The sequence below is a fragment of the Arthrobacter sp. UYCu712 genome, assembly GCF_040547005.1.
Lineage (GTDB): Bacteria > Actinomycetota > Actinomycetes > Actinomycetales > Micrococcaceae > Arthrobacter.
In genome coordinates this window covers 1-15,931 of sequence record NZ_JBEPOZ010000041.1, presented here as the reverse complement: position 1 = coordinate 15,931, position 15,931 = coordinate 1, and the positions used below count along the sequence as shown (strand labels likewise).

At 60.6% G+C, this 15,931-nt stretch carries 20 protein-coding genes; 11 read left to right on the top strand and 9 right to left on the bottom strand.

Annotation, left to right across the window (positions count from 1 at the left end):
- The first annotated feature begins 369 nt into the window (after window positions 1-369).
- Window positions 370-648 carry a putative quinol monooxygenase gene (locus ABIB51_RS22430; protein ID WP_354191571.1) on the top strand — a complete coding sequence of 93 codons (279 nt, stop codon included), beginning with the start codon at window positions 370-372 and terminating at the stop codon, window positions 646-648.
- A 732-nt stretch (window positions 649-1,380) separates the two neighbouring features.
- Here the strand turns inward: ABIB51_RS22430 and ABIB51_RS22425 are convergent.
- Window positions 1,381-2,211, bottom strand: coding sequence for an alpha/beta fold hydrolase (locus ABIB51_RS22425; protein ID WP_354191569.1), 831 nt, complete (start codon window positions 2,209-2,211; stop codon window positions 1,381-1,383).
- An 89-nt stretch (window positions 2,212-2,300) separates the two neighbouring features.
- On the bottom strand, window positions 2,301-2,840 hold the full coding sequence (locus ABIB51_RS22420) for a chloramphenicol phosphotransferase CPT family protein (RefSeq protein WP_354191568.1): 540 nt from the start codon (window positions 2,838-2,840) through the stop codon (window positions 2,301-2,303).
- A gap of 164 nt (window positions 2,841-3,004) precedes the next feature.
- Between ABIB51_RS22420 and ABIB51_RS22415 the strand changes: the two genes are divergently transcribed.
- On the top strand, window positions 3,005-3,490 hold the full coding sequence (locus tag ABIB51_RS22415; RefSeq protein ID WP_354191567.1) for a hypothetical protein: 486 nt from the start codon (window positions 3,005-3,007) through the stop codon (window positions 3,488-3,490).
- Between the two features lie 119 nt (window positions 3,491-3,609).
- Here ABIB51_RS22415 and ABIB51_RS22410 read toward each other — a convergent pair whose 3' ends face one another.
- On the bottom strand, window positions 3,610-4,209 hold the full coding sequence (locus tag ABIB51_RS22410) for an RBBP9/YdeN family alpha/beta hydrolase (protein WP_354191566.1): 600 nt from the start codon (window positions 4,207-4,209) through the stop codon (window positions 3,610-3,612).
- Window positions 4,210-4,272: 63 nt separating this feature from the next.
- Here ABIB51_RS22410 and ABIB51_RS22405 point away from each other — a divergent pair, with 63 nt between their 5' ends.
- On the top strand, window positions 4,273-4,611 hold the full coding sequence (locus ABIB51_RS22405; protein WP_354191565.1) for a MerR family transcriptional regulator: 339 nt from the start codon (window positions 4,273-4,275) through the stop codon (window positions 4,609-4,611).
- Between the two features lie 581 nt (window positions 4,612-5,192).
- Here ABIB51_RS22405 and ABIB51_RS22400 read toward each other — a convergent pair.
- Complete coding sequence (locus ABIB51_RS22400) at window positions 5,193-5,549, bottom strand: ArsR/SmtB family transcription factor (protein ID WP_354191564.1); 357 nt, start codon at window positions 5,547-5,549, stop codon at window positions 5,193-5,195.
- Window positions 5,550-5,729: 180 nt separating this feature from the next.
- Between ABIB51_RS22400 and ABIB51_RS22395 the strand changes: the two genes are divergently transcribed.
- Window positions 5,730-6,683: an NmrA/HSCARG family protein gene (locus ABIB51_RS22395; protein ID WP_354191563.1), complete on the top strand. Its 954-nt coding sequence runs from the start codon at window positions 5,730-5,732 to the stop codon at window positions 6,681-6,683.
- A gap of 66 nt (window positions 6,684-6,749) precedes the next feature.
- Window positions 6,750-7,265: a helix-turn-helix domain-containing protein gene (locus ABIB51_RS22390; protein WP_354191561.1), complete on the top strand. Its 516-nt coding sequence runs from the start codon at window positions 6,750-6,752 to the stop codon at window positions 7,263-7,265.
- Window positions 7,266-7,268: 3 nt separating this feature from the next.
- Here the strand turns inward: ABIB51_RS22390 and ABIB51_RS22385 are convergent, their stop codons facing one another.
- On the bottom strand, window positions 7,269-7,658 hold the full coding sequence (locus tag ABIB51_RS22385; RefSeq protein WP_354191560.1) for a recombinase family protein: 390 nt from the start codon (window positions 7,656-7,658) through the stop codon (window positions 7,269-7,271).
- 21 nt (window positions 7,659-7,679) lie between these two features.
- Between ABIB51_RS22385 and ABIB51_RS22380 the strand changes: the two genes are divergently transcribed.
- The gene (locus tag ABIB51_RS22380; protein ID WP_354191559.1) at window positions 7,680-8,378 is read left to right on the top strand and encodes a DJ-1/PfpI family protein; all 699 of its coding nucleotides are present in this window, start codon (window positions 7,680-7,682) and stop codon (window positions 8,376-8,378) included.
- Window positions 8,379-8,526: 148 nt separating this feature from the next.
- On the opposite strand, the gene ABIB51_RS22375 is transcribed toward ABIB51_RS22380, so the two are convergent.
- Entirely contained in the window at window positions 8,527-9,498 is a 972-nt protein-coding gene (locus ABIB51_RS22375; RefSeq protein ID WP_354191558.1) for a DMT family transporter, read from the bottom strand.
- Between the two features lie 74 nt (window positions 9,499-9,572).
- On the opposite strand from ABIB51_RS22375, the gene ABIB51_RS22370 reads away from it, so the two are divergent.
- Both ABIB51_RS22370 and zapE read left to right on the top strand, forming a co-directional pair.
- On the top strand, window positions 9,573-9,884 hold the full coding sequence (locus ABIB51_RS22370) for an ArsR/SmtB family transcription factor (protein WP_214840818.1): 312 nt from the start codon (window positions 9,573-9,575) through the stop codon (window positions 9,882-9,884).
- 231 nt (window positions 9,885-10,115) lie between these two features.
- Entirely contained in the window at window positions 10,116-11,411 is a 1,296-nt protein-coding gene (gene zapE, locus ABIB51_RS22365; RefSeq protein WP_502916198.1) for a cell division protein ZapE, read from the top strand.
- A 364-nt stretch (window positions 11,412-11,775) separates the two neighbouring features.
- Here zapE and ABIB51_RS22355 read toward each other — a convergent pair whose 3' ends face one another.
- A complete protein-coding gene (locus ABIB51_RS22355; RefSeq protein ID WP_160679573.1) occupies window positions 11,776-12,147 on the bottom strand; it encodes an ArsR/SmtB family transcription factor in 372 nt (123 codons plus the stop codon).
- A 112-nt stretch (window positions 12,148-12,259) separates the two neighbouring features.
- On the opposite strand from ABIB51_RS22355, the gene ABIB51_RS22350 reads away from it, so the two are divergent.
- Complete coding sequence (locus tag ABIB51_RS22350; protein WP_354191556.1) at window positions 12,260-13,492, top strand: MFS transporter; 1,233 nt, start codon at window positions 12,260-12,262, stop codon at window positions 13,490-13,492.
- Window positions 13,493-13,628: 136 nt separating this feature from the next.
- On the opposite strand, the gene ABIB51_RS22345 is transcribed toward ABIB51_RS22350, so the two are convergent.
- Complete coding sequence (locus ABIB51_RS22345) at window positions 13,629-14,312, bottom strand: DJ-1/PfpI family protein (RefSeq protein WP_354191555.1); 684 nt, start codon at window positions 14,310-14,312, stop codon at window positions 13,629-13,631.
- Window positions 14,313-14,540: 228 nt separating this feature from the next.
- On the opposite strand from ABIB51_RS22345, the gene ABIB51_RS22340 reads away from it, so the two are divergent.
- Together ABIB51_RS22340 and ABIB51_RS22335 are read left to right on the top strand one after the other, a co-directional pair.
- Window positions 14,541-14,930 carry a tautomerase family protein gene (locus tag ABIB51_RS22340; RefSeq protein WP_354191553.1) on the top strand — a complete coding sequence of 130 codons (390 nt, stop codon included), beginning with the start codon at window positions 14,541-14,543 and terminating at the stop codon, window positions 14,928-14,930.
- Window positions 14,931-14,999: 69 nt separating this feature from the next.
- Window positions 15,000-15,452, top strand: coding sequence for an ATP-binding protein (locus tag ABIB51_RS22335; protein ID WP_354191552.1), 453 nt, complete (start codon window positions 15,000-15,002; stop codon window positions 15,450-15,452).
- Window positions 15,453-15,569: 117 nt separating this feature from the next.
- Here the strand turns inward: ABIB51_RS22335 and ABIB51_RS22330 are convergent.
- Window positions 15,570-15,931: hypothetical protein (locus ABIB51_RS22330; protein ID WP_354191551.1), on the bottom strand; the 362-nt coding region annotated here is incomplete at its 5' end.

The following is a 15,931-nucleotide window of genomic DNA, read 5'->3' as shown; positions in this document are numbered from 1 at the left end:
ACACCCGTGGAACACGAACGATTCCTCGCCATAACAAAACCTCAGCCGGCACAAGCCGCCTGATCAACTGTCCACGATTTGCGGGCAACCCCACAAAGGCCAAGCTTTGACTGTGGGAGTTTTTGCGTTGTTGTGGTTAGCCAACAATGCGTATGCCGTGATGGGGGAGGGGGCGCCCTGCAACCGGATTCTACTGGGGCATGCAGGCCGTGAACCTCGCTTTCTTGGCGGTGTGCTTGTGGTTGTACCTACGAGCTGTAAAGAGGCCAGAAGACACACGCTAATCCCAGCCAGTCAGCACACCTGCCGACAAAGGATCCTTTACCGAACGTTGCAAGGCGCTGTGCCTCGCAGTGCAAGGATGGCTTTATGAGCAACGTCTTCCTCAGCGGCCAACTCGTCTGCAGCAACCGAGACGAGGCAGTGGTCGTTGCAGAGTTCCTTCCGCTGCACATCGAGCTAACGCGCGCTGAGCAAGGGTGCCTTTCCTTCGAAGTGAACCTCACCGAGAACCCGTTGGTCTGGCAGGTTGACGAACAATTTCAGGATGCCGCGTCATTCCGGGCGCACCAGCAGCGAGTCGCTGAGAGCGGATGGGGCAGGGCAACCGCAAATATCAATCGACAGTACGAGATCAAAGGCATCTGACTTGGCACAACTCATCGCCGGTCGCTGACTTCCAACTCCTCGAAGCCGTCCGATGGGGGATCCGCTTACGGGCGCGCATCGAGCGACCTGGTCGCAGTGCCACACCGTATGGACGGTATCTTTGCTGCATGGTTCTCAATGTGCATGAGCGGGAGATTGTTGCGTCATTGAAGGACGTGGGAACGCTAATCGATTCGCTCGCGAGCAAGTCGGATCTCCTATGGCCGCGTAAAGAGTGGCCGTCAATGCGTCTGGACCAGCCGTTGGGTGTGGGGGCGGCAGGTGGGCATGGTCCAGTTCGCTACTTTGTGGCGAGTTACGAGCCTGGGCGCCGGGTTGAGTTCCAGTTCACCGGACCGGCTGGCTTTCATGGGAACCATGCCTTCACAGCCATCAGGCTCACAGAGCAATTGACAATGCTCCGGCATGAGCTGGCCCTCTCGCCGCGGGGCCCTGCAATGTTCACCTGGCCGATCTTCTTTCGTCCCCTGCACGATGCACTCATCGAAGAATGCTTGGACCGGGCGGAATACGAGTGTGACGCACGATCAGACTTTCCATCCCGGCGATCAATGTGGACGAGAATTCTCCGGGCATCACTCTCCGTACCAATGGGCCGTCGAGGAACCGCCCGGTAAGGGATCCTCTTACGGACACTCCTTGGAGCACACGGTGTACGCTCAGCGCGACATGATGGCCCTTCAGGCCATGGGTTTGCTCGAGATAACATGGCTACCCAGTCGCAAGACCCTCGTTGATCGCCTGTGCCAGGTCTTGAGGAGAGGTCACGTGCGCCAGGTGGTCCTGATCAGCCAAGATCGTGACACCTTCCACGTTCAAGGCTTGCAGGAACATGTCAACGCTTGGCCCATAAGGTGGGCGGTTCCTGCTCAGCTCACCTGCAATCAACGTTGTAGGCGTAGCCCATGATCCCGGAGCCGTGAAGACAAAGTGGTTGATTGACAATAGCTCTGCGCTGGCCGGCGCTGCCAGCTCCATGAGTTTGGGCCAAGCAGGACCGGATCGAAGTGTTTCAACGTGCGCCCGGTCGTAGCCGGAAAGATCGACATTGATAATCTCGACCGCAGCATCAAGGTCGCCGCTACTGACGGCCGCCGTTACGAGTGGCAGCGCCTCGACACCGAACGGGTATGCGACCGGCTCGTACAGTACTAGCGAACGAACATTGGCACCTTGCCGGATAGCCTCAACCGCGATGAGGCCCCCGTAGCTGTGTCCGACTAAATCAACGGGACCCTCAACGGTCGCTAGCCAGCGCAAGAGGTCCTGAACTTCAGTCTCGACCCCATACGTTTCATTCAGAGAAGCGCTCGGGACGCGACCTCGTCGGTTAATCAGAAAGACTGGGCGCTCTGGCGCGATGTCTTTGGCAACCTGCTTCCAAGCGAATGCATCAGCCATCACCCCGTGTACGACCACGATCGGGACTCCTTGTCCCGAACGGGCAAGTGCGGTGAGTGCTGCATCGTCGAGTCCGAGCGTCACCACAGTAAACGGGATGACAGTGCCGGGATCATTCATTTTTCCCTTAATGGTGTCCATCCATCCATCCTCGCTGAACAGTAGCTCTACAGTCATTCTCAGGACATACGTGGTGGATCGGGTTTACCTAACGCATCTCTGGCCCATCCTCAACCGGGCAGTGCATTGAGCGAGAGCTGTCTCGCGAGATCACGCGCGCAGTCATCGGTCGGGCGATATGTGGTGTCGACCTCTACGTCATAGACGACCCCGGCGTGCACGCTCAGGGCTTGCTGTCGCGCCATACCTTCTACACGGTCAAGGCGTTGTGCCTCGCGGGATGCGGCGACCTCTGGGTCGCAGTGCACTCCCACCCAGATCAGGTCCGCTTCGCCGAATGTTGACCGGATACGCTCCTGGCCGGCACCCCCAGAGAGAAGGACCTCATCGAGGATCAAGTGGGCCCCTGCCCGGGCCATAGCGCTGAGTCCGGTATACCAACTGCGCTCTAAAGCCCGATGCTCAGTGCTGAAGGCGATCGTGCCGCCCTGCTCAAAGGTAATTCCTGCGCGGGGGCTGTCACCCCCTCCAGGGAGGGCATCAATGAAAGTGTCGACGCCGAAGGTCAACCAGATGCCGGGGAGGATTTCCTGAAGCGCTCTGGCAATTGAGGACTTGCCGGAACTCGATCCGCCGTTCAGTACGATCACTTGGGGATTCCGACCGGTAGACACCCCACGAGCCTAGCCAAGAATCGCGAAGCAAGCACGCCCGTAAGCCGGTGGTTTAAAGGACGCCGCTGCGTCCGTTGGGGGATCCCTAACCGGGCCGCGCTCTGAGGCAGGGTACCCTCATTGCCAGTAGGGTGACCCTCATGGGATTCAAGGATCTATTTCGCCCAAAACAGCAGCACAGTCCGGTGAGCCCCCCGACTACCGGGTACAGACTCCTGAAGACTCCGGTGCCTGTTGAGGAACTCGACGATGGGTGGGGCCCGCTGCAGGAGGCGTTCACTCACATCGTAGGGATTTCCGGACTCGGGCATCTCTTCCTCGTGAACACTGGGACGGGTGAATATGCGGTGCATCATCCGCTTTTGAACGCATACAAGTCTTACGGTTCCTTCGGCTCGCTGTCCGATTTCGAGAAATCCCTCCTCCTAGACCCCGACTTCGCTGTTTTTGTGCTCAGGATTGACTTTCAGAGAGAGATAGAAGCCTGGCTCGGTCAGCTTGAAGGGGATCAGGTTTACATCCCAACGCCGTATCCATTTATGAGCGGCGACAGCGACGACCCTGCAGCGTACGACAAGGGTGATGTCTGGGTATTCCTATCGATCGTGCACCAGATGCTTAACTGACTGTCGGCCACGACTGGATGGAAATGAATTTGGTTGGTCCAACGAGATCCCGGCATGCACGAAGGCGCAAACGCCAAGTCGGGGTGACTCAGCGGAAGCGGCGTCCGGTGAAGGATCCTTTACCGGGCGGCCATGTCAATGCGTGCGAGGTCTAGCACAGCTGGCAGGCTTGTCACGCCGTCTTCTGTCAAGAAGTGTCCGGCCCCTGGTTGAACATGCAGCTGTGCGCAGAGGCGTTTGGCAAGGTCATCAGATGCTGCCGTCGGCACGAAAGGATCCGCGTCAGAACGGATTACTGCTCGCTCACCGATACTCCTTGCTACGCGTTCAACGTCAACGTCAGTGGCGAGGTAACCATCGAGTACCGGCAATGATTCCAGCGGCCTAGTGAAACCGGATACCAACACTAGACCGCCTAGCTCCCATGGCTCCGGAAGCGCAGCGAGCACGCGAAGTGCAGTGATCGCCCCGAGGGAATGCGCCACAATGACCGTTCCCACATCAGGCACTCCAAGTTCAGCACTGACAACGTCCTCCCACGCTGCCGCTTCAGGAGCGTCTGAGTTAGGCAGAGGGGCCACGGTCGCCACGATACCTTCAGCTTGGAGTGTGCTTTGGAGCCAGGGGAACCAGTGTGCGTCCGGGGCGGCGGCGTACCCGTGGACGATGACGACGCGCTGGACGGAATGAGTCGGGCTGGTGTTGGTTGCTATGTTCATAGGCAACGACCCTAAGGGGTCACGTGAGCGTGAGGGTCAATTAGTGCAGGAAGGAATTTGCGGATGCTGATCGGGGAGCTATCCGAGAAAACAGGTGTAAGCCGGCGGGCGCTTCGCTACTACGAAGAGCAGGATCTTCTCGTTCCCGAACGCGCCTGCAACGGATACCGCGTGTACTCCGGCGATGCTCCACTAATCGTGGCTCAGATTCAGGGCCTGTATGCCGCGGGCCTCGACTCCGACGCGATCCGCCAGTACCTCCCTTGCGCCCGTGGACGCACACCTGACCTCGAAATGTGCGCAGAGCTTCGTGCACACCTGAGCGACCGAGCGGCAGAACTTGGCACTCAGGTCGAGACTATTACCCGGCAGCGTGAAGCGATCCTCGCCCACCTTTCCTAAAGCCCGGGCTCTCTGGTGACCTCGCTGTCCGGATCGCCAGCCGACGGGTCCATAACAACTGTTCTGAACAGTACGCGGCACGCTATGGATTTGATCACTACGGGCGGCGTTCCGTGATCGCTGCATCTCGCACCAGCGCCCGTAAGCCGGTAGATACGGATGGGAAAGAACTACTCCAGCACTGCGGCCATCTGTACGCGCCGCCCGTACCTAGCAAGCCTGAGACTTTCTTCAACATGGACCAATTTGCGGTGGAAGTCAGTCGAAGGCGCCTCCTCCGTAAAACCAACTCGCGAGTAAAAAGGCGCATTCCAAGGAATCTGGCTCTTCCTAGCTAGTTCAGGTGGGGGCGACGGTCGCCAAGGGCTTTGATCGATCTGGTGGAACACGCCGCCCTGGTCGATGCCTGGGGGTAGTGATCGCGGCTAGCGTTGAACGGCGCGGGAAGCGAGGCTTCGAGGATCGCGGAGGCAGAGATTGGTTCCTCCCTCAGTCAGGCCCGCGATGTCGCGAGCGTGCCGCGCGGAGTCTGGTGTGCCGTGCGGCGTTGGTCGCCTCGTAGCGGCCTTTCGTGATCGTCGCTATGTGCCGCGGAGCATGTCCGCGAGTCGCGACAGCGCGCCCTCGTTGCGTTTGTAGTGGATCCACTTGCCGACCCGTGTGGCCTGTACCAGGCCTGCCCGCTCGAGGGTTGCCAAGTACGAGGAGATTGTCGATTGCGCCAGCCCGGATTTGGCTTGCAGATGGCTGACGCAGACCCCGACCTCGTCCCGGTCGGCTATCGGCTCCCACTGAGCAAACTCTCCGTGAGGGTCCCGCAGCCAGTCCATGATTTGCAGCCGTGCAGGGTTCGCTAGCGCCTTCAAGGCCTCGACCGCAGCCAGAGGGGGCTCGTTCTCCGCGTCGCCCCCTGGGCTCGTCGTCTGTGACGTCGCCACGGTACCTCCTCGCCTCTCACGCACCATCGTATCTCGATGTGACGAACTGAGTGCGTTCCAGACCATCATATTGCCACATCGCGATGTTGCAATATGATTGAGTACGTTCACGCCCCTCCGGTGTCTGCCGCACAACTGTCGCTGGCCGCGAACACCGGGATACACGAGAGGAAGTACACGATGTCTGATACCAGCAAGCCGTTGATCGTCGTCGCGGGTGCCACTAGCAAGCAGGGAAGGAGCGTCGCCACCTCCTTACTTGAGAGCGGCAGGTTCCGGGTGCGGGCCCTGACCAGGAACGCCGACTCTGCCCAGGCCCAGAGGCTCGCCGGGCTAGGAGCGGAGATCGCCGAGGTTCCCCTCGCGCTGGGTCACCAACGTGAGCTCATCGACGCGTTCGAATCGGCCGAGGGGGCCTTCCTGATGACCCCGCCCATCGCGCCTCCCTCCACCGAGGAGTTCCCTCTCGGGCGCCAACTTGCCGATGCAGCGGTCGAGGCCGGAGTGAGCCACGTCGTCTTTAGTACGCTCGAGAACGTCGACGAGCGGTCCTCGGGCACCAAGTACGCCCCGCACTTCACGGACAAGGCGCTCATCGCGGAGCACATTCGGACTCTGCCGATCGCGCACACCTTCATCATGCTCTCGTTCTTCTACACCAACGCGCTGGAGTACTACACCCCGCGCATCGACGGTGACACGGTGCTCATGCCTTTCTACCTCCCCGAAGACTTCCGTGCCCCGTTCGTGGACCCCCTCACCGCGACCGGGCCGGCCGTCCTCGAGGTGTTCTCCAACCCCGACACCTACCGCGGCGCCTGCCTGCCGGTCGTGGGGGACGTCATCTCCCCAGCCGAGATGGTCGACGCGTTCTCCCGTGTTACCGGACTCAAAGCTGAGTACCGCAGCGCCTACTCTCGCGAAGGCCTGCTGACCTACTTCCCCGCGCTAGGAGAGAACCCTCTGGTGGTCGACGAGATCCTCGGCATGGCCCAGTACGCGGTCGACCTCGGATATTTCCGAGACGACCACGACACGACGTGGAGCCGGCGCATCGATCCCAACACGCTGAGCTGGGAACAGTTCCTCCGCAAGACCGACTGGCATGGCCAGCCGGTCACCTTTGGTCACTAGACCATCGCCGACGAGATCAGACACGCGCCATTTGGGAGTGCCAGTGCCTCGACGTTGTCTGAGCTTGTGACGCGTGCCGCTCCGCGCTGCCATCACGCCAACACCTACTGCGTGAACTGCGACCTGCTCGTCGGTCTCAACGATCTCCACGTGATTGGCGTCGACCGGGGTGATGGCGACCAATTGACTGTTCGGGTCGAGTCGGCGCGGGCGGTGATGGGCTGTCGGACCTGCGGCGTGATCGCTCACTCCCACGGTCGACGCGAGGTGGTCCTGATCGACGCACCTTGCTTGGACCGGCCCGTGAAGATCATGTGGCTCAAGCGGACCTGGCGATGTGTCGAACCGGCCTGCCCGGTCGGCACGTTCACCGAGCAGAACCCCACGGTGGCCGAGCCGCGGGCGCTGCTCACCGTGAGGGCGTGCTGGTGGGCGATCCGACAGATGCGGCGTAAGCACGCCTCTGTGCGCGGGATCGCCCGCCTGCTCGGCACGACATGGAACACGGTGTGGACCTCGATCCGTCCCCTGCTCCAGGCGATGGCCAATGACGGGGTCTTGGTAGTCATCGGGACGGATTGAGCGCTAAGCCTGTCCGGGCTTACTGACGGTTGGGCGTCGGCCGATGCTTGTCTTGTTGAGGTGACCGTAGATCGTGGATCGCGGGACTTGGAGGAGGTCTGCGATGCGTTGGACGGTGTGGTCCCCGGCGTCATAGAGCTGTTGGGCGTGGTGGGCCTGGTCGGGGGTGAGTTTGGGGCGTCTTCCTCCGGTTCGTCCACGGGCGCGGGCGGCCGCGAGGCCGTCCCTGGTGTTGGCGATGATGAGTTCTCGTTGGAGTTCGGCGAGGACCGAGAGCATCCCGAACATCGATTGCCCCTCCGCGGTCGTGGTGTCGATGCCTTGCTCGAAGCTCTCCGGAGACGGCGTAGACGGCGTAGTGGGAGCCCGCCAGACCGTGACCCAGTGCCGCACGCGCTCATATAGTCTGAGACCATGCCTTCCCGTCCGCTGAGAATCGTTGTCCTTCTTTTCCCACGGGTCACCCAGTTAGATTTCACGGGGCCCGCTCAGGTTTTCTCCAAGTTTCCGGACACCGAACTTCACTTGGCCTGGCATAGCCTGGATCCGATCCCTACCGATGCCGGCTGGTGCATCGTGCCCACTACGACCCTTGACGAGTGCCCCCAGGCAGACATCATCTTTGTGCCCGGAGGTGCAGGGGCGTTTGACATGTTCGACGATCCCAAGGCCCTGGCATTTCTCCGAGACCAAGCCCAAGAAGCCCGCTGGATCACTTCCGTTTGCACAGGATCATTCACCCTGGCAGCAGCGGGACTCCTCACTGGCTACCGTGCCACCAGTCACTGGGCGTCCCTGCAGATGCTCGAAGAATTCGGCGTCCACCCGATTTCGGAAAGAGTAGTCCGTGACAGAAACCGGATTACCGGTGCCGGCGTGACCTCGGGGATCGATTTTGCATTCACGTTGGCGGCGGAACTTTTTGGTGAGGACGAAGCTCGAAGCATTCAGCTGGCCATCGAATATGATCCGAAACCCCCCTTCGATCACGGCTCGCCGGGCAAGGCGGACCCTGAAGAAGTAAAGAGCATCATCACCGCTACCGAGAATCTCCGCAAAGCCGCGGTCCGAAGGTCTGCCAGCGCCTTAGCGAGCACCCAAGCCTCCGCCTAGCAGTTACCGCTTCCTACGAACTCAGCGACTCCCCGTCGCAGTTTCAGGGAACTGCGACACCCAACCAGGCTCCCACAAAGACTTGATCGCTCTTTGGCGTTGCCGTGAGCTATCGATGATGCATGGGTTCGCTGCAGAGGTGCTGCGGTTAGCTGGCGGTGGCCTTCTGTTCCCGGGGTGCATCACTTCGGGCCTGGGCGGCCTCGGCCTGTGGGGTGCCTTTTGCCGTGCGGCGCGCGACCAGGTTTACGGCCAGAAGCGCAGCGAGCGTGAGGACTACTCCGGCGATTTCGCCGCCCGTGGGCTGCTGCCCGCGGATGGCTTCGATGGTGAAGGCCGTGATGGGGACAAGGTTGATGAACAACACCCCATTGGATGCCCCCAAAATGGCGACGGCCTGATTCCAGGTAAGCACTGCCAGTACCGTGGCGGGAAGCGCCATGTAGAGGATCTGCCAGATGACGGCACCGACGTCCCCGACAGATATGGGCGGCTCGTTCCACGTCAGTACGGTGGTGAGGACGATGATGGAAACCGTTCCCAGCAGACATGTGTGCGTAGTGAACCGAAGCAGGCTCAACTCTGCGAAAGCGCTGCGGCTGGTCGTGTAGAGGACCCACGCGATCACGCCGGCGAAGGTCAACGGGACGCCCAGCCCGAGACCACCCTGAAGGACCGCGGCCGGGTTCCCGTTCCCCAAAACCATGGCGACACCTACGAGCGCGATGGCAGAGAAGAGGAACACCAGGCCGGCAGGCCGCTTCCTTGTGCGGGCCCACATGACGAACAGTGTGACCATCGGCAGGGTTGCCATGACCAAGGAGATGGTCTGTGGCGCCGAGTAGGCCAGGCCGGCGTACATGAGCATGTTGAATCCTGCGAAGCCGATGGTTCCCACCAGCCACAGAGCGCCGACCCTCCTACCGGGGACGAGGGCCCGGGGCCCCTCCTTAAGGGCGAGGACGACCATGAAGACGACCGTAGCCACGATAAACCTGGCGGCCGTCAGCTGGAACGGCCCCAGATGGGAAAATGCGGTTTTGGCGATGGTGAACATTCCTCCCCAGGCCAGGGCTGTTGCCAGGCCGCCGACGGCGGCGAGTGAAGTGGTTCGGTGCATGGAGACTCCAGGTGTTCGTTAGTTGACGAATACACGAACACTGTAGATGATGGTGTGACAAAGGAAAGGCCTGCGTGAAACCCCTATTTCACCCCCGGATCGATGACCTCGACTTGTCCACTATCCTGCACGCCTGCGCCGATCCCACCCGGCTTCGGCTCCTTGCCGACATCAACACCGACCCTGGCAAGACCTGCGGAACCTTCGAAACCGAACTTTCCAAATCAACGCTCTCCGCGCACTTCAAAGTCCTCCGGGAATCGGGCCTCATCCGTCAGGAACTCGGCCCAGGCAACAGCCGCCTTAATTGGCCCAGGACCGCGGAAGTCCAGTCGCGATTTCCTGGGGTCATCAGCGCCATACTGAAGTCCGCCACTCGAAGTTAGGGCAGAGTTTCGATGGCCGCTGACCAGGAGGGCACTTTCGTCTGGCGCCACCGGCAACCTTTCGCTTCGGCACAAACGGCCTACGTTCAATCCGGCGTTGACGGCATTAGTGTCAGTTTCAGAAGCCGACTGCACAGAATGTCAGAAGTCCTCTGCACAACGCTGCCGTGGCCGTAGAGGGATCCCCAACCGGGCACTGATTAAGGGGATCGCTTCTAGGAAAATGGCGTTGTGCCGACGTCGCCGGCAGTAAGGGGCATAATCAACCCTGTGGCGAGGAACAGAAGCATACGGGCTGACCTGGTAGCAGCCATCGATGAGTCTGCTACTGCAGTTGGCTTCCGGTTGAACGATGCGCAACTCGTCGTACGGGACAGGCTTCTAGGACTTGGTGATGATCTGCTCGCGTCCCGGTGGAGACGCAGCAAGACCCAAAGTCTCTATGTGTGGGGAGACGCTGGCCGCGGTAAATCCTGGCTGCTCGACGCCTATTTCCGGGCGCTCCCGATAGAGGCAAAACGACGTGTCCACTTCCACGGATTCTTCGATCAACTTCATCGCCGGATCCATGAGCACCAGGGAGAGGCCAGCGCAGTTGAGAGCGCTGTCCGTGAGCTCACCGACGGCGTAAGGCTCCTGTACTTTGACGAGTTTCATGTCCATGACTCTGGAGACGCCGCACTTTTGACGCGGCTCCTGCGGAAACTCTTCGAAACGAACGTCGTCCTGCTCGCGAGCTCCAACTACGCCCCTACATCCTTGTTGCCCAACCCGATCTGGCATCACCTGTTCGAACCAGGCATCGAACTGATCTTAAACAACATGGACATCATCAAGCTCGAGGGGATGGAGGACTATAGAGGGCGGCCGCAATCATCGGTCACTGGATTCAGGAGTGGGCGATGGATTGGCGCGAGCCCCAACGTTCAGCAGGACTGTCACAACCCACAGGACCCCAAAGCATCGGAAGCTGTTGAGCTGAAAGTGGGTAGCAGGCAGTTTCCGGTGGCCGCGCAGCGTGGCACTGAACTGTGGATTACCTTCGAGCAACTATGTGGGGCGCAGACCTCGTCCGTGGAGTATTTGCGCTGGGCGCAGCAGTTTGACCACTGGGTGCTACTGGACCTGCCCTCATTCGCCGACACTGATCCAGAAGCTCAACAGAGGCTGATCAACGTCATCGATGTTCTCTGTGACGCCGACGTGCGAACAACCATAACTTCCTCCCTTACTCTCGAGGAGTTCCGGGCCACTACGCAGAGCCGTCCCGATGCCTTCAGAATGATGAGCCGACTACAGCTACTACAAGGCGTTAACATACGATCTCCGTTGGAAGACTGCGTGCGGGTATGGGCTGACCGACACGGCGTTCCACCCGAGCACACTGACGTACTGGCGCTGGCGCCGGCGTCTGGCTGCGTCCGGGAACCCGTACCGGATCATGGAGGCGATCGCGGAGGCCACCACCGAGACCGGGGTATTGAAGGGCAAGCGGCGGCGGGCGGTGGCCTCCAAGGTCCTGGATGACGCGGTTGCCAGGCAGGAACTGGTTGCCGCCGGGGCGACCGCGGTATGACTACACCCGCAGCGGCAAACCGGCCATCGCCTGGAAAGACCATGGCGCGCTCATCCCGCTAGGGGATGGTTTACCGGCATTGCAAGACGTCCGGTAGGGGATCCTTTGCCGGGCGCGACACCACGCCATCACAAAACGCCGCCACGTAGCGATCAGATCCACAAGTGCTGAGCAGGGCGGTGTGGCGGCCGGTGGAGGACCGGCTTGCGGTCCGCCCTGAGCTGCCAATCATTCCAAAGCTGATGACGTGAAGGTTGACTCAAGGCCGGTCGCCTACGAACAGAGCCGGAGCGCGACGGCGAGGGCTTGTCGGCTTCAGACGATATCGCGGCCTTGCCAGTTCTTGACTAGCTGCAGAAGGCCGGGGAAGCGCTCGTCGAGATCTTCGGTCCTGAGCCTGCTGCGGCGTTCGAGGCCGTACTGGCGTTGCCGGATCAATCCGGCATCCCTGAGTGCCCGGAAGTGGTGGGTCAAGGTCGATTTCGGTCGTCCGAGGTTGAACCATCCGCACGGGTGATCGAAGTCGTCGGACTCGAGCATCAGTTTACGAACGATGGTCAGCCGCAGTGGTTCGGACAGCGCCGACATCACGGCTTCGAGGCGAATGTCGCAGGCCTCCGGTTCGGCGAGAGCTCCAGGGCGAACCCGCCAATCGATGCCTTCTGTCTGTGCGGATTCTTGGCTCATGTCCCCAACTTATCACCGGTACGTATCGAGTCGTACTAACGCCTCCGCGTGTGCAACGATGGTCAGGCAGGGATTGGTTCGAGAAAACTCGTACAACGTAGTTGGAGAAACGATGACTGACGTCAAGCAAGAATCGCCCGTCCCCACAACCGAACCGGCAAGACCGCATTTTCGGGTGGTTTTAGCCGCAGGCCTGGTCACTGCGGTGTTTATCCTGTCCAACTCGCCCACGCCGCTTTATGTCCAGTGGCAGGCGCGACTCGGGTTCGCCTCCGGCATGCTCACGGTGATCTTCACCGCATATATCGTCGGGCTTCTCGTTGCGCTCCTGGTCGCCGGCCAGCTCTCCGATCAGATCGGCCGCAAGAAGGTCATCCTGCCCGGTTTGATTGTCGCCCTCATCGCCTGCATCTTGTTCGCGACCGCCACATCGGTCCCGATGCTCTTAGTCGCCCGGTTCCTCACCGGCATGGCCGTAGGGGTGATCGTCTCGGCCGGCATGGCGACCGTGGTCGATGTTGGAGGGTCCGCCCGTAAACAGAGGTCCGCGCTTGCCGCGTCCGTCGCGATGGTCTTCGGGGCTGGTTTGGGCCCGCTGCTCGCCGGCGTCCTTGCCCAATTCCTCTCCAACCCCATCCCGATCATCTTTGGCATCGAGTTCATCGTTCTTGGGGTCAGCCTGGTCATTGCCATCATCTTGCCCGTACCGGCTTTGACCATAGACAAGACGCGATTGCCACAGATCCGACTTCACCTGCCGTCCGTTCCCACCGCCAATCGACGTCATCTGGCCTTCGGTATCGCGGTCTTCGGGCCCGGCATCACGGCAACTTCGTTCGTCCTCTCGCTGGGGCCATCACTGCTGTCGGACCAGCTCGGCGTCACCAGCCCCCTGATCGCCGGAGGAACAGCCTGCGTGATGTTCCTGGCCGCTACAGGCGTGCAATTCGCGGTCAAGAGCCAACCGATCAGGCGCATCTTCCTCATGGGCGCCACCGCCACCATCCTGGCGATGATGAGCATGACTGCGGCGATCAACCTTTCGACCCCATTGCTGCTGATCGTCTCGGCGATCCTCTCCGGAGCAGGGCAAGGCCTTGGCCAGCTCGGCGGCCTCACCCTCATCGGCGTCCACGTCCCAGCAAATCGGCGAGCCGAGGCCAACGCCGTGTTCAACATTGGGGGCTACATTCCCGCGGGTTTGCTCACTGTGGTCTCTGGATACACCATCGACTGGGTCGGAATGCCGACAGCCACAGCACTCTTCGCCGTCATCCTCATCGCCGCAGCCGCGGTGGCCGCGACACACGTCTATCAACGCCTACCCAGGCACGAAAGAGTATAGAGACAAGCCCGCTGCACCAGCCAACTGCTGGCTCCTGGACACAAAACGCGCCCGCTGGCCGTTCCCGTTACGGGATCCCTAACCGGTCACCTCTGTCTCTGAGGCGTCGGCGGAGTGAACGATTGACGGAAGCCTACTAAACGGCTGTGAGGCTGACGGCCTTCAGGATTGCCGGCATGCGGAGGTCCTCGGTTGCCGAGATGATGTTCTTCACCATTTCCGGGTCGGCTTTTCTCGGGGATCCGTGGTCGAAAGGTGGCTCGGGGTCATATTCAATGGCCAGTTGGATCTTTCGGGCTTCATCTTCTCCGAAGAGTTCAGCGGCCAAGGTAAAGGCGAAGTCTATCCCGGAGGTAACGCCGGCCCCGGTGATCCTGTTGCCGTCACGGACCACTCTCTCGGAAACAGGGATGACGCCGAAGTGTTCAAGCATCCTCAGCGAAGCCCAGTGGCTTGTTGCCCGATAGCCGGTGAGCAATCCCGCCGCCGCAAGGGCTAAGGCTCCAGTGCATACCGACGTCACCCACCGGGCACTCAGGGCCTGACGGCGCAAAAAATCAAGCGCGACAGGGTCCTCAAACAATTCGAACGCACCGGCACCTCCGGGCACAAAGAGCACGTCCGCCGACGGGCATTCTTCAAGGTTGATGGTTGGTACGATGCACCACCCGGCATCCGTGGGAACGGGATCGAGGCTATGCCAGGCAAGGTGAACCTCGGTATTCGGGAATTTGGAGAACACCTGCGCGGGACCGGTGAAATCCAGCTGCGTAACCCGGGGAAACAGTAGGACAACGATACTCAAAGGCTTCACTGGCATACTCCGAGGCTATATTGAACGCAGCCTGCTCAGGCATGAAACGTCGCCGCCCGGCGCAAAGCCACCAACTTGCCACCAATTGAATGCGCAGGGGACCACGTTGCCCCTTGACTGTACGTACCACCCAACACTGTCGCGTCCGTTGAGGGATCCTTCACCGGACGCATGCAAGTCCGGCGAGCCACCGGCTTATGTCAGCTTTGTTCTCGCTTCAGGTATCGTCCTCGCATGGCACAAATCATCGTTTACGGGCATCGAGAGACACTTGGCCGTCGGCGGCCGGCACTGAAGAACGCCATTCACGGCGCGATCATGGTTGCCCTCGAGTACCCGGCAGACAAATGCTTCCAGCGCTTTATCGCGCTTGACGATGACGATTTCGTCCATCCCGAGGATCGCGGCGCCGACTACACGATTATCGAAATCTCCATGTTCGAGGGTCGATCCGATGACGCCAAACGAGCGCTGATCGAAGAGCTATTCCATCGCGTCGAGGTAGAAGCCGGAATCGCGCCGCACAGTCTTGAGATCACCATCACCGAAACCCCGAAGTTGAACTGGGGAATCAGAGGAACCAATGCCGCTGACCTCACTCTTGGCTACAAGGTTGAAGTCTGACCGGCAGCACCGCGTCCCGGAGAACGATCGGCTCACGGACACTCTGGCGCACCGGATACGCTGGCTCTCATGTCTCGAATTCTGATCACCGGCATGTCAGGGGCGGGAAAGACAACTGTGCTGCATGAGCTGTCCCGGCGGGGCTACCAAACGATCGACACCGACTACGACGCCTGGGTGCTTCCTGACGGAACATGGGATGAACCGCGGATGTCGGCACTTCTCGCGTCTGATTCGTCCTTAGTTGTCTCAGGGACTGTCGAGAATCAGGGTCGCTTCTATGACCGCTTCTCCGGTGTTGTTCTGCTGAGCGCGCCGGTAGAAGTCCTCATCGAGCGCGTCTCGGCTCGTACGAACAATACTTACGGCTGCTCAGAGGCTGACCAGTCCGCGATCCGCCAATACGTTCTCGACGTCGAACCGCTGCTTCGAAACGGGGCGACTCTCGAACTCGATGGCCGTCGACCAGTCCCAGAACTGGCGGATGAGGTTGAACTTCTAATCACGTCCGATCAGATCTGACGCCCGGTAAACGATCCTTTACCGGGCGGAGGAATGCCTCTCCGACCAGAAAGTCGCCTCACGGTGAGGACAGAGGGAAATCTACCCTGACCGGGCGCTCTCCCAGCCGCGCCGGAATCAGCGATGCGTGAGTGCCGGATCCTCTCGTTCCTGGTCTTTGTTTGACGTGTCTGAAAGGCGCTGAACGATGCGCATGGCGGCTATGGCCATGCATGCCAGCACGCACAGCAGTGAGAGTCCGGTTAGGGCCAGCGGGAACAGGGCCTCGTCAGCATCTGCCGCGACTGTGGCACCGAGCAGAGGAGGAAACGCGATGCCGCCGATCATTGAGATGGCGATCAGTGATCCGCTCACCCAGGATCGTCCACCGAAGAGCTGGTTTGGCCAGGCCAAGGCAGTCGGAAAGACCGGTCCGATCGCGAACCCCGCCAGAGCCAGACCAATAACTGCGGCGCCAGGGATGAAGGCCACAGCCGAAC

Coding starts and splice junctions, on each gene's coding strand:
- ABIB51_RS22430 (WP_354191571.1), top strand. CDS start 370: ATGAGCAACGTCTTCCTCAGCGGCCAACTCGTCTGCAGCAACCGAGAC.
- ABIB51_RS22425 (WP_354191569.1), bottom strand. CDS start 2,211: ATGGACACCATTAAGGGAAAAATGAATGATCCCGGCACTGTCATCCCG.
- ABIB51_RS22415 (WP_354191567.1), top strand. CDS start 3,005: ATGGGATTCAAGGATCTATTTCGCCCAAAACAGCAGCACAGTCCGGTG.
- ABIB51_RS22410 (WP_354191566.1), bottom strand. CDS start 4,209: ATGAACATAGCAACCAACACCAGCCCGACTCATTCCGTCCAGCGCGTC.
- ABIB51_RS22405 (WP_354191565.1), top strand. CDS start 4,273: ATGCTGATCGGGGAGCTATCCGAGAAAACAGGTGTAAGCCGGCGGGCG.
- ABIB51_RS22395 (WP_354191563.1), top strand. CDS start 5,730: ATGTCTGATACCAGCAAGCCGTTGATCGTCGTCGCGGGTGCCACTAGC.
- ABIB51_RS22380 (WP_354191559.1), top strand. CDS start 7,680: ATGCCTTCCCGTCCGCTGAGAATCGTTGTCCTTCTTTTCCCACGGGTC.
- ABIB51_RS22375 (WP_354191558.1), bottom strand. CDS start 9,498: ATGCACCGAACCACTTCACTCGCCGCCGTCGGCGGCCTGGCAACAGCC.
- ABIB51_RS22355 (WP_160679573.1), bottom strand. CDS start 12,147: ATGAGCCAAGAATCCGCACAGACAGAAGGCATCGATTGGCGGGTTCGC.
- ABIB51_RS22350 (WP_354191556.1), top strand. CDS start 12,260: ATGACTGACGTCAAGCAAGAATCGCCCGTCCCCACAACCGAACCGGCA.
- ABIB51_RS22345 (WP_354191555.1), bottom strand. CDS start 14,312: ATGCCAGTGAAGCCTTTGAGTATCGTTGTCCTACTGTTTCCCCGGGTT.
- ABIB51_RS22340 (WP_354191553.1), top strand. CDS start 14,541: ATGGCACAAATCATCGTTTACGGGCATCGAGAGACACTTGGCCGTCGG.
- ABIB51_RS22335 (WP_354191552.1), top strand. CDS start 15,000: ATGTCTCGAATTCTGATCACCGGCATGTCAGGGGCGGGAAAGACAACT.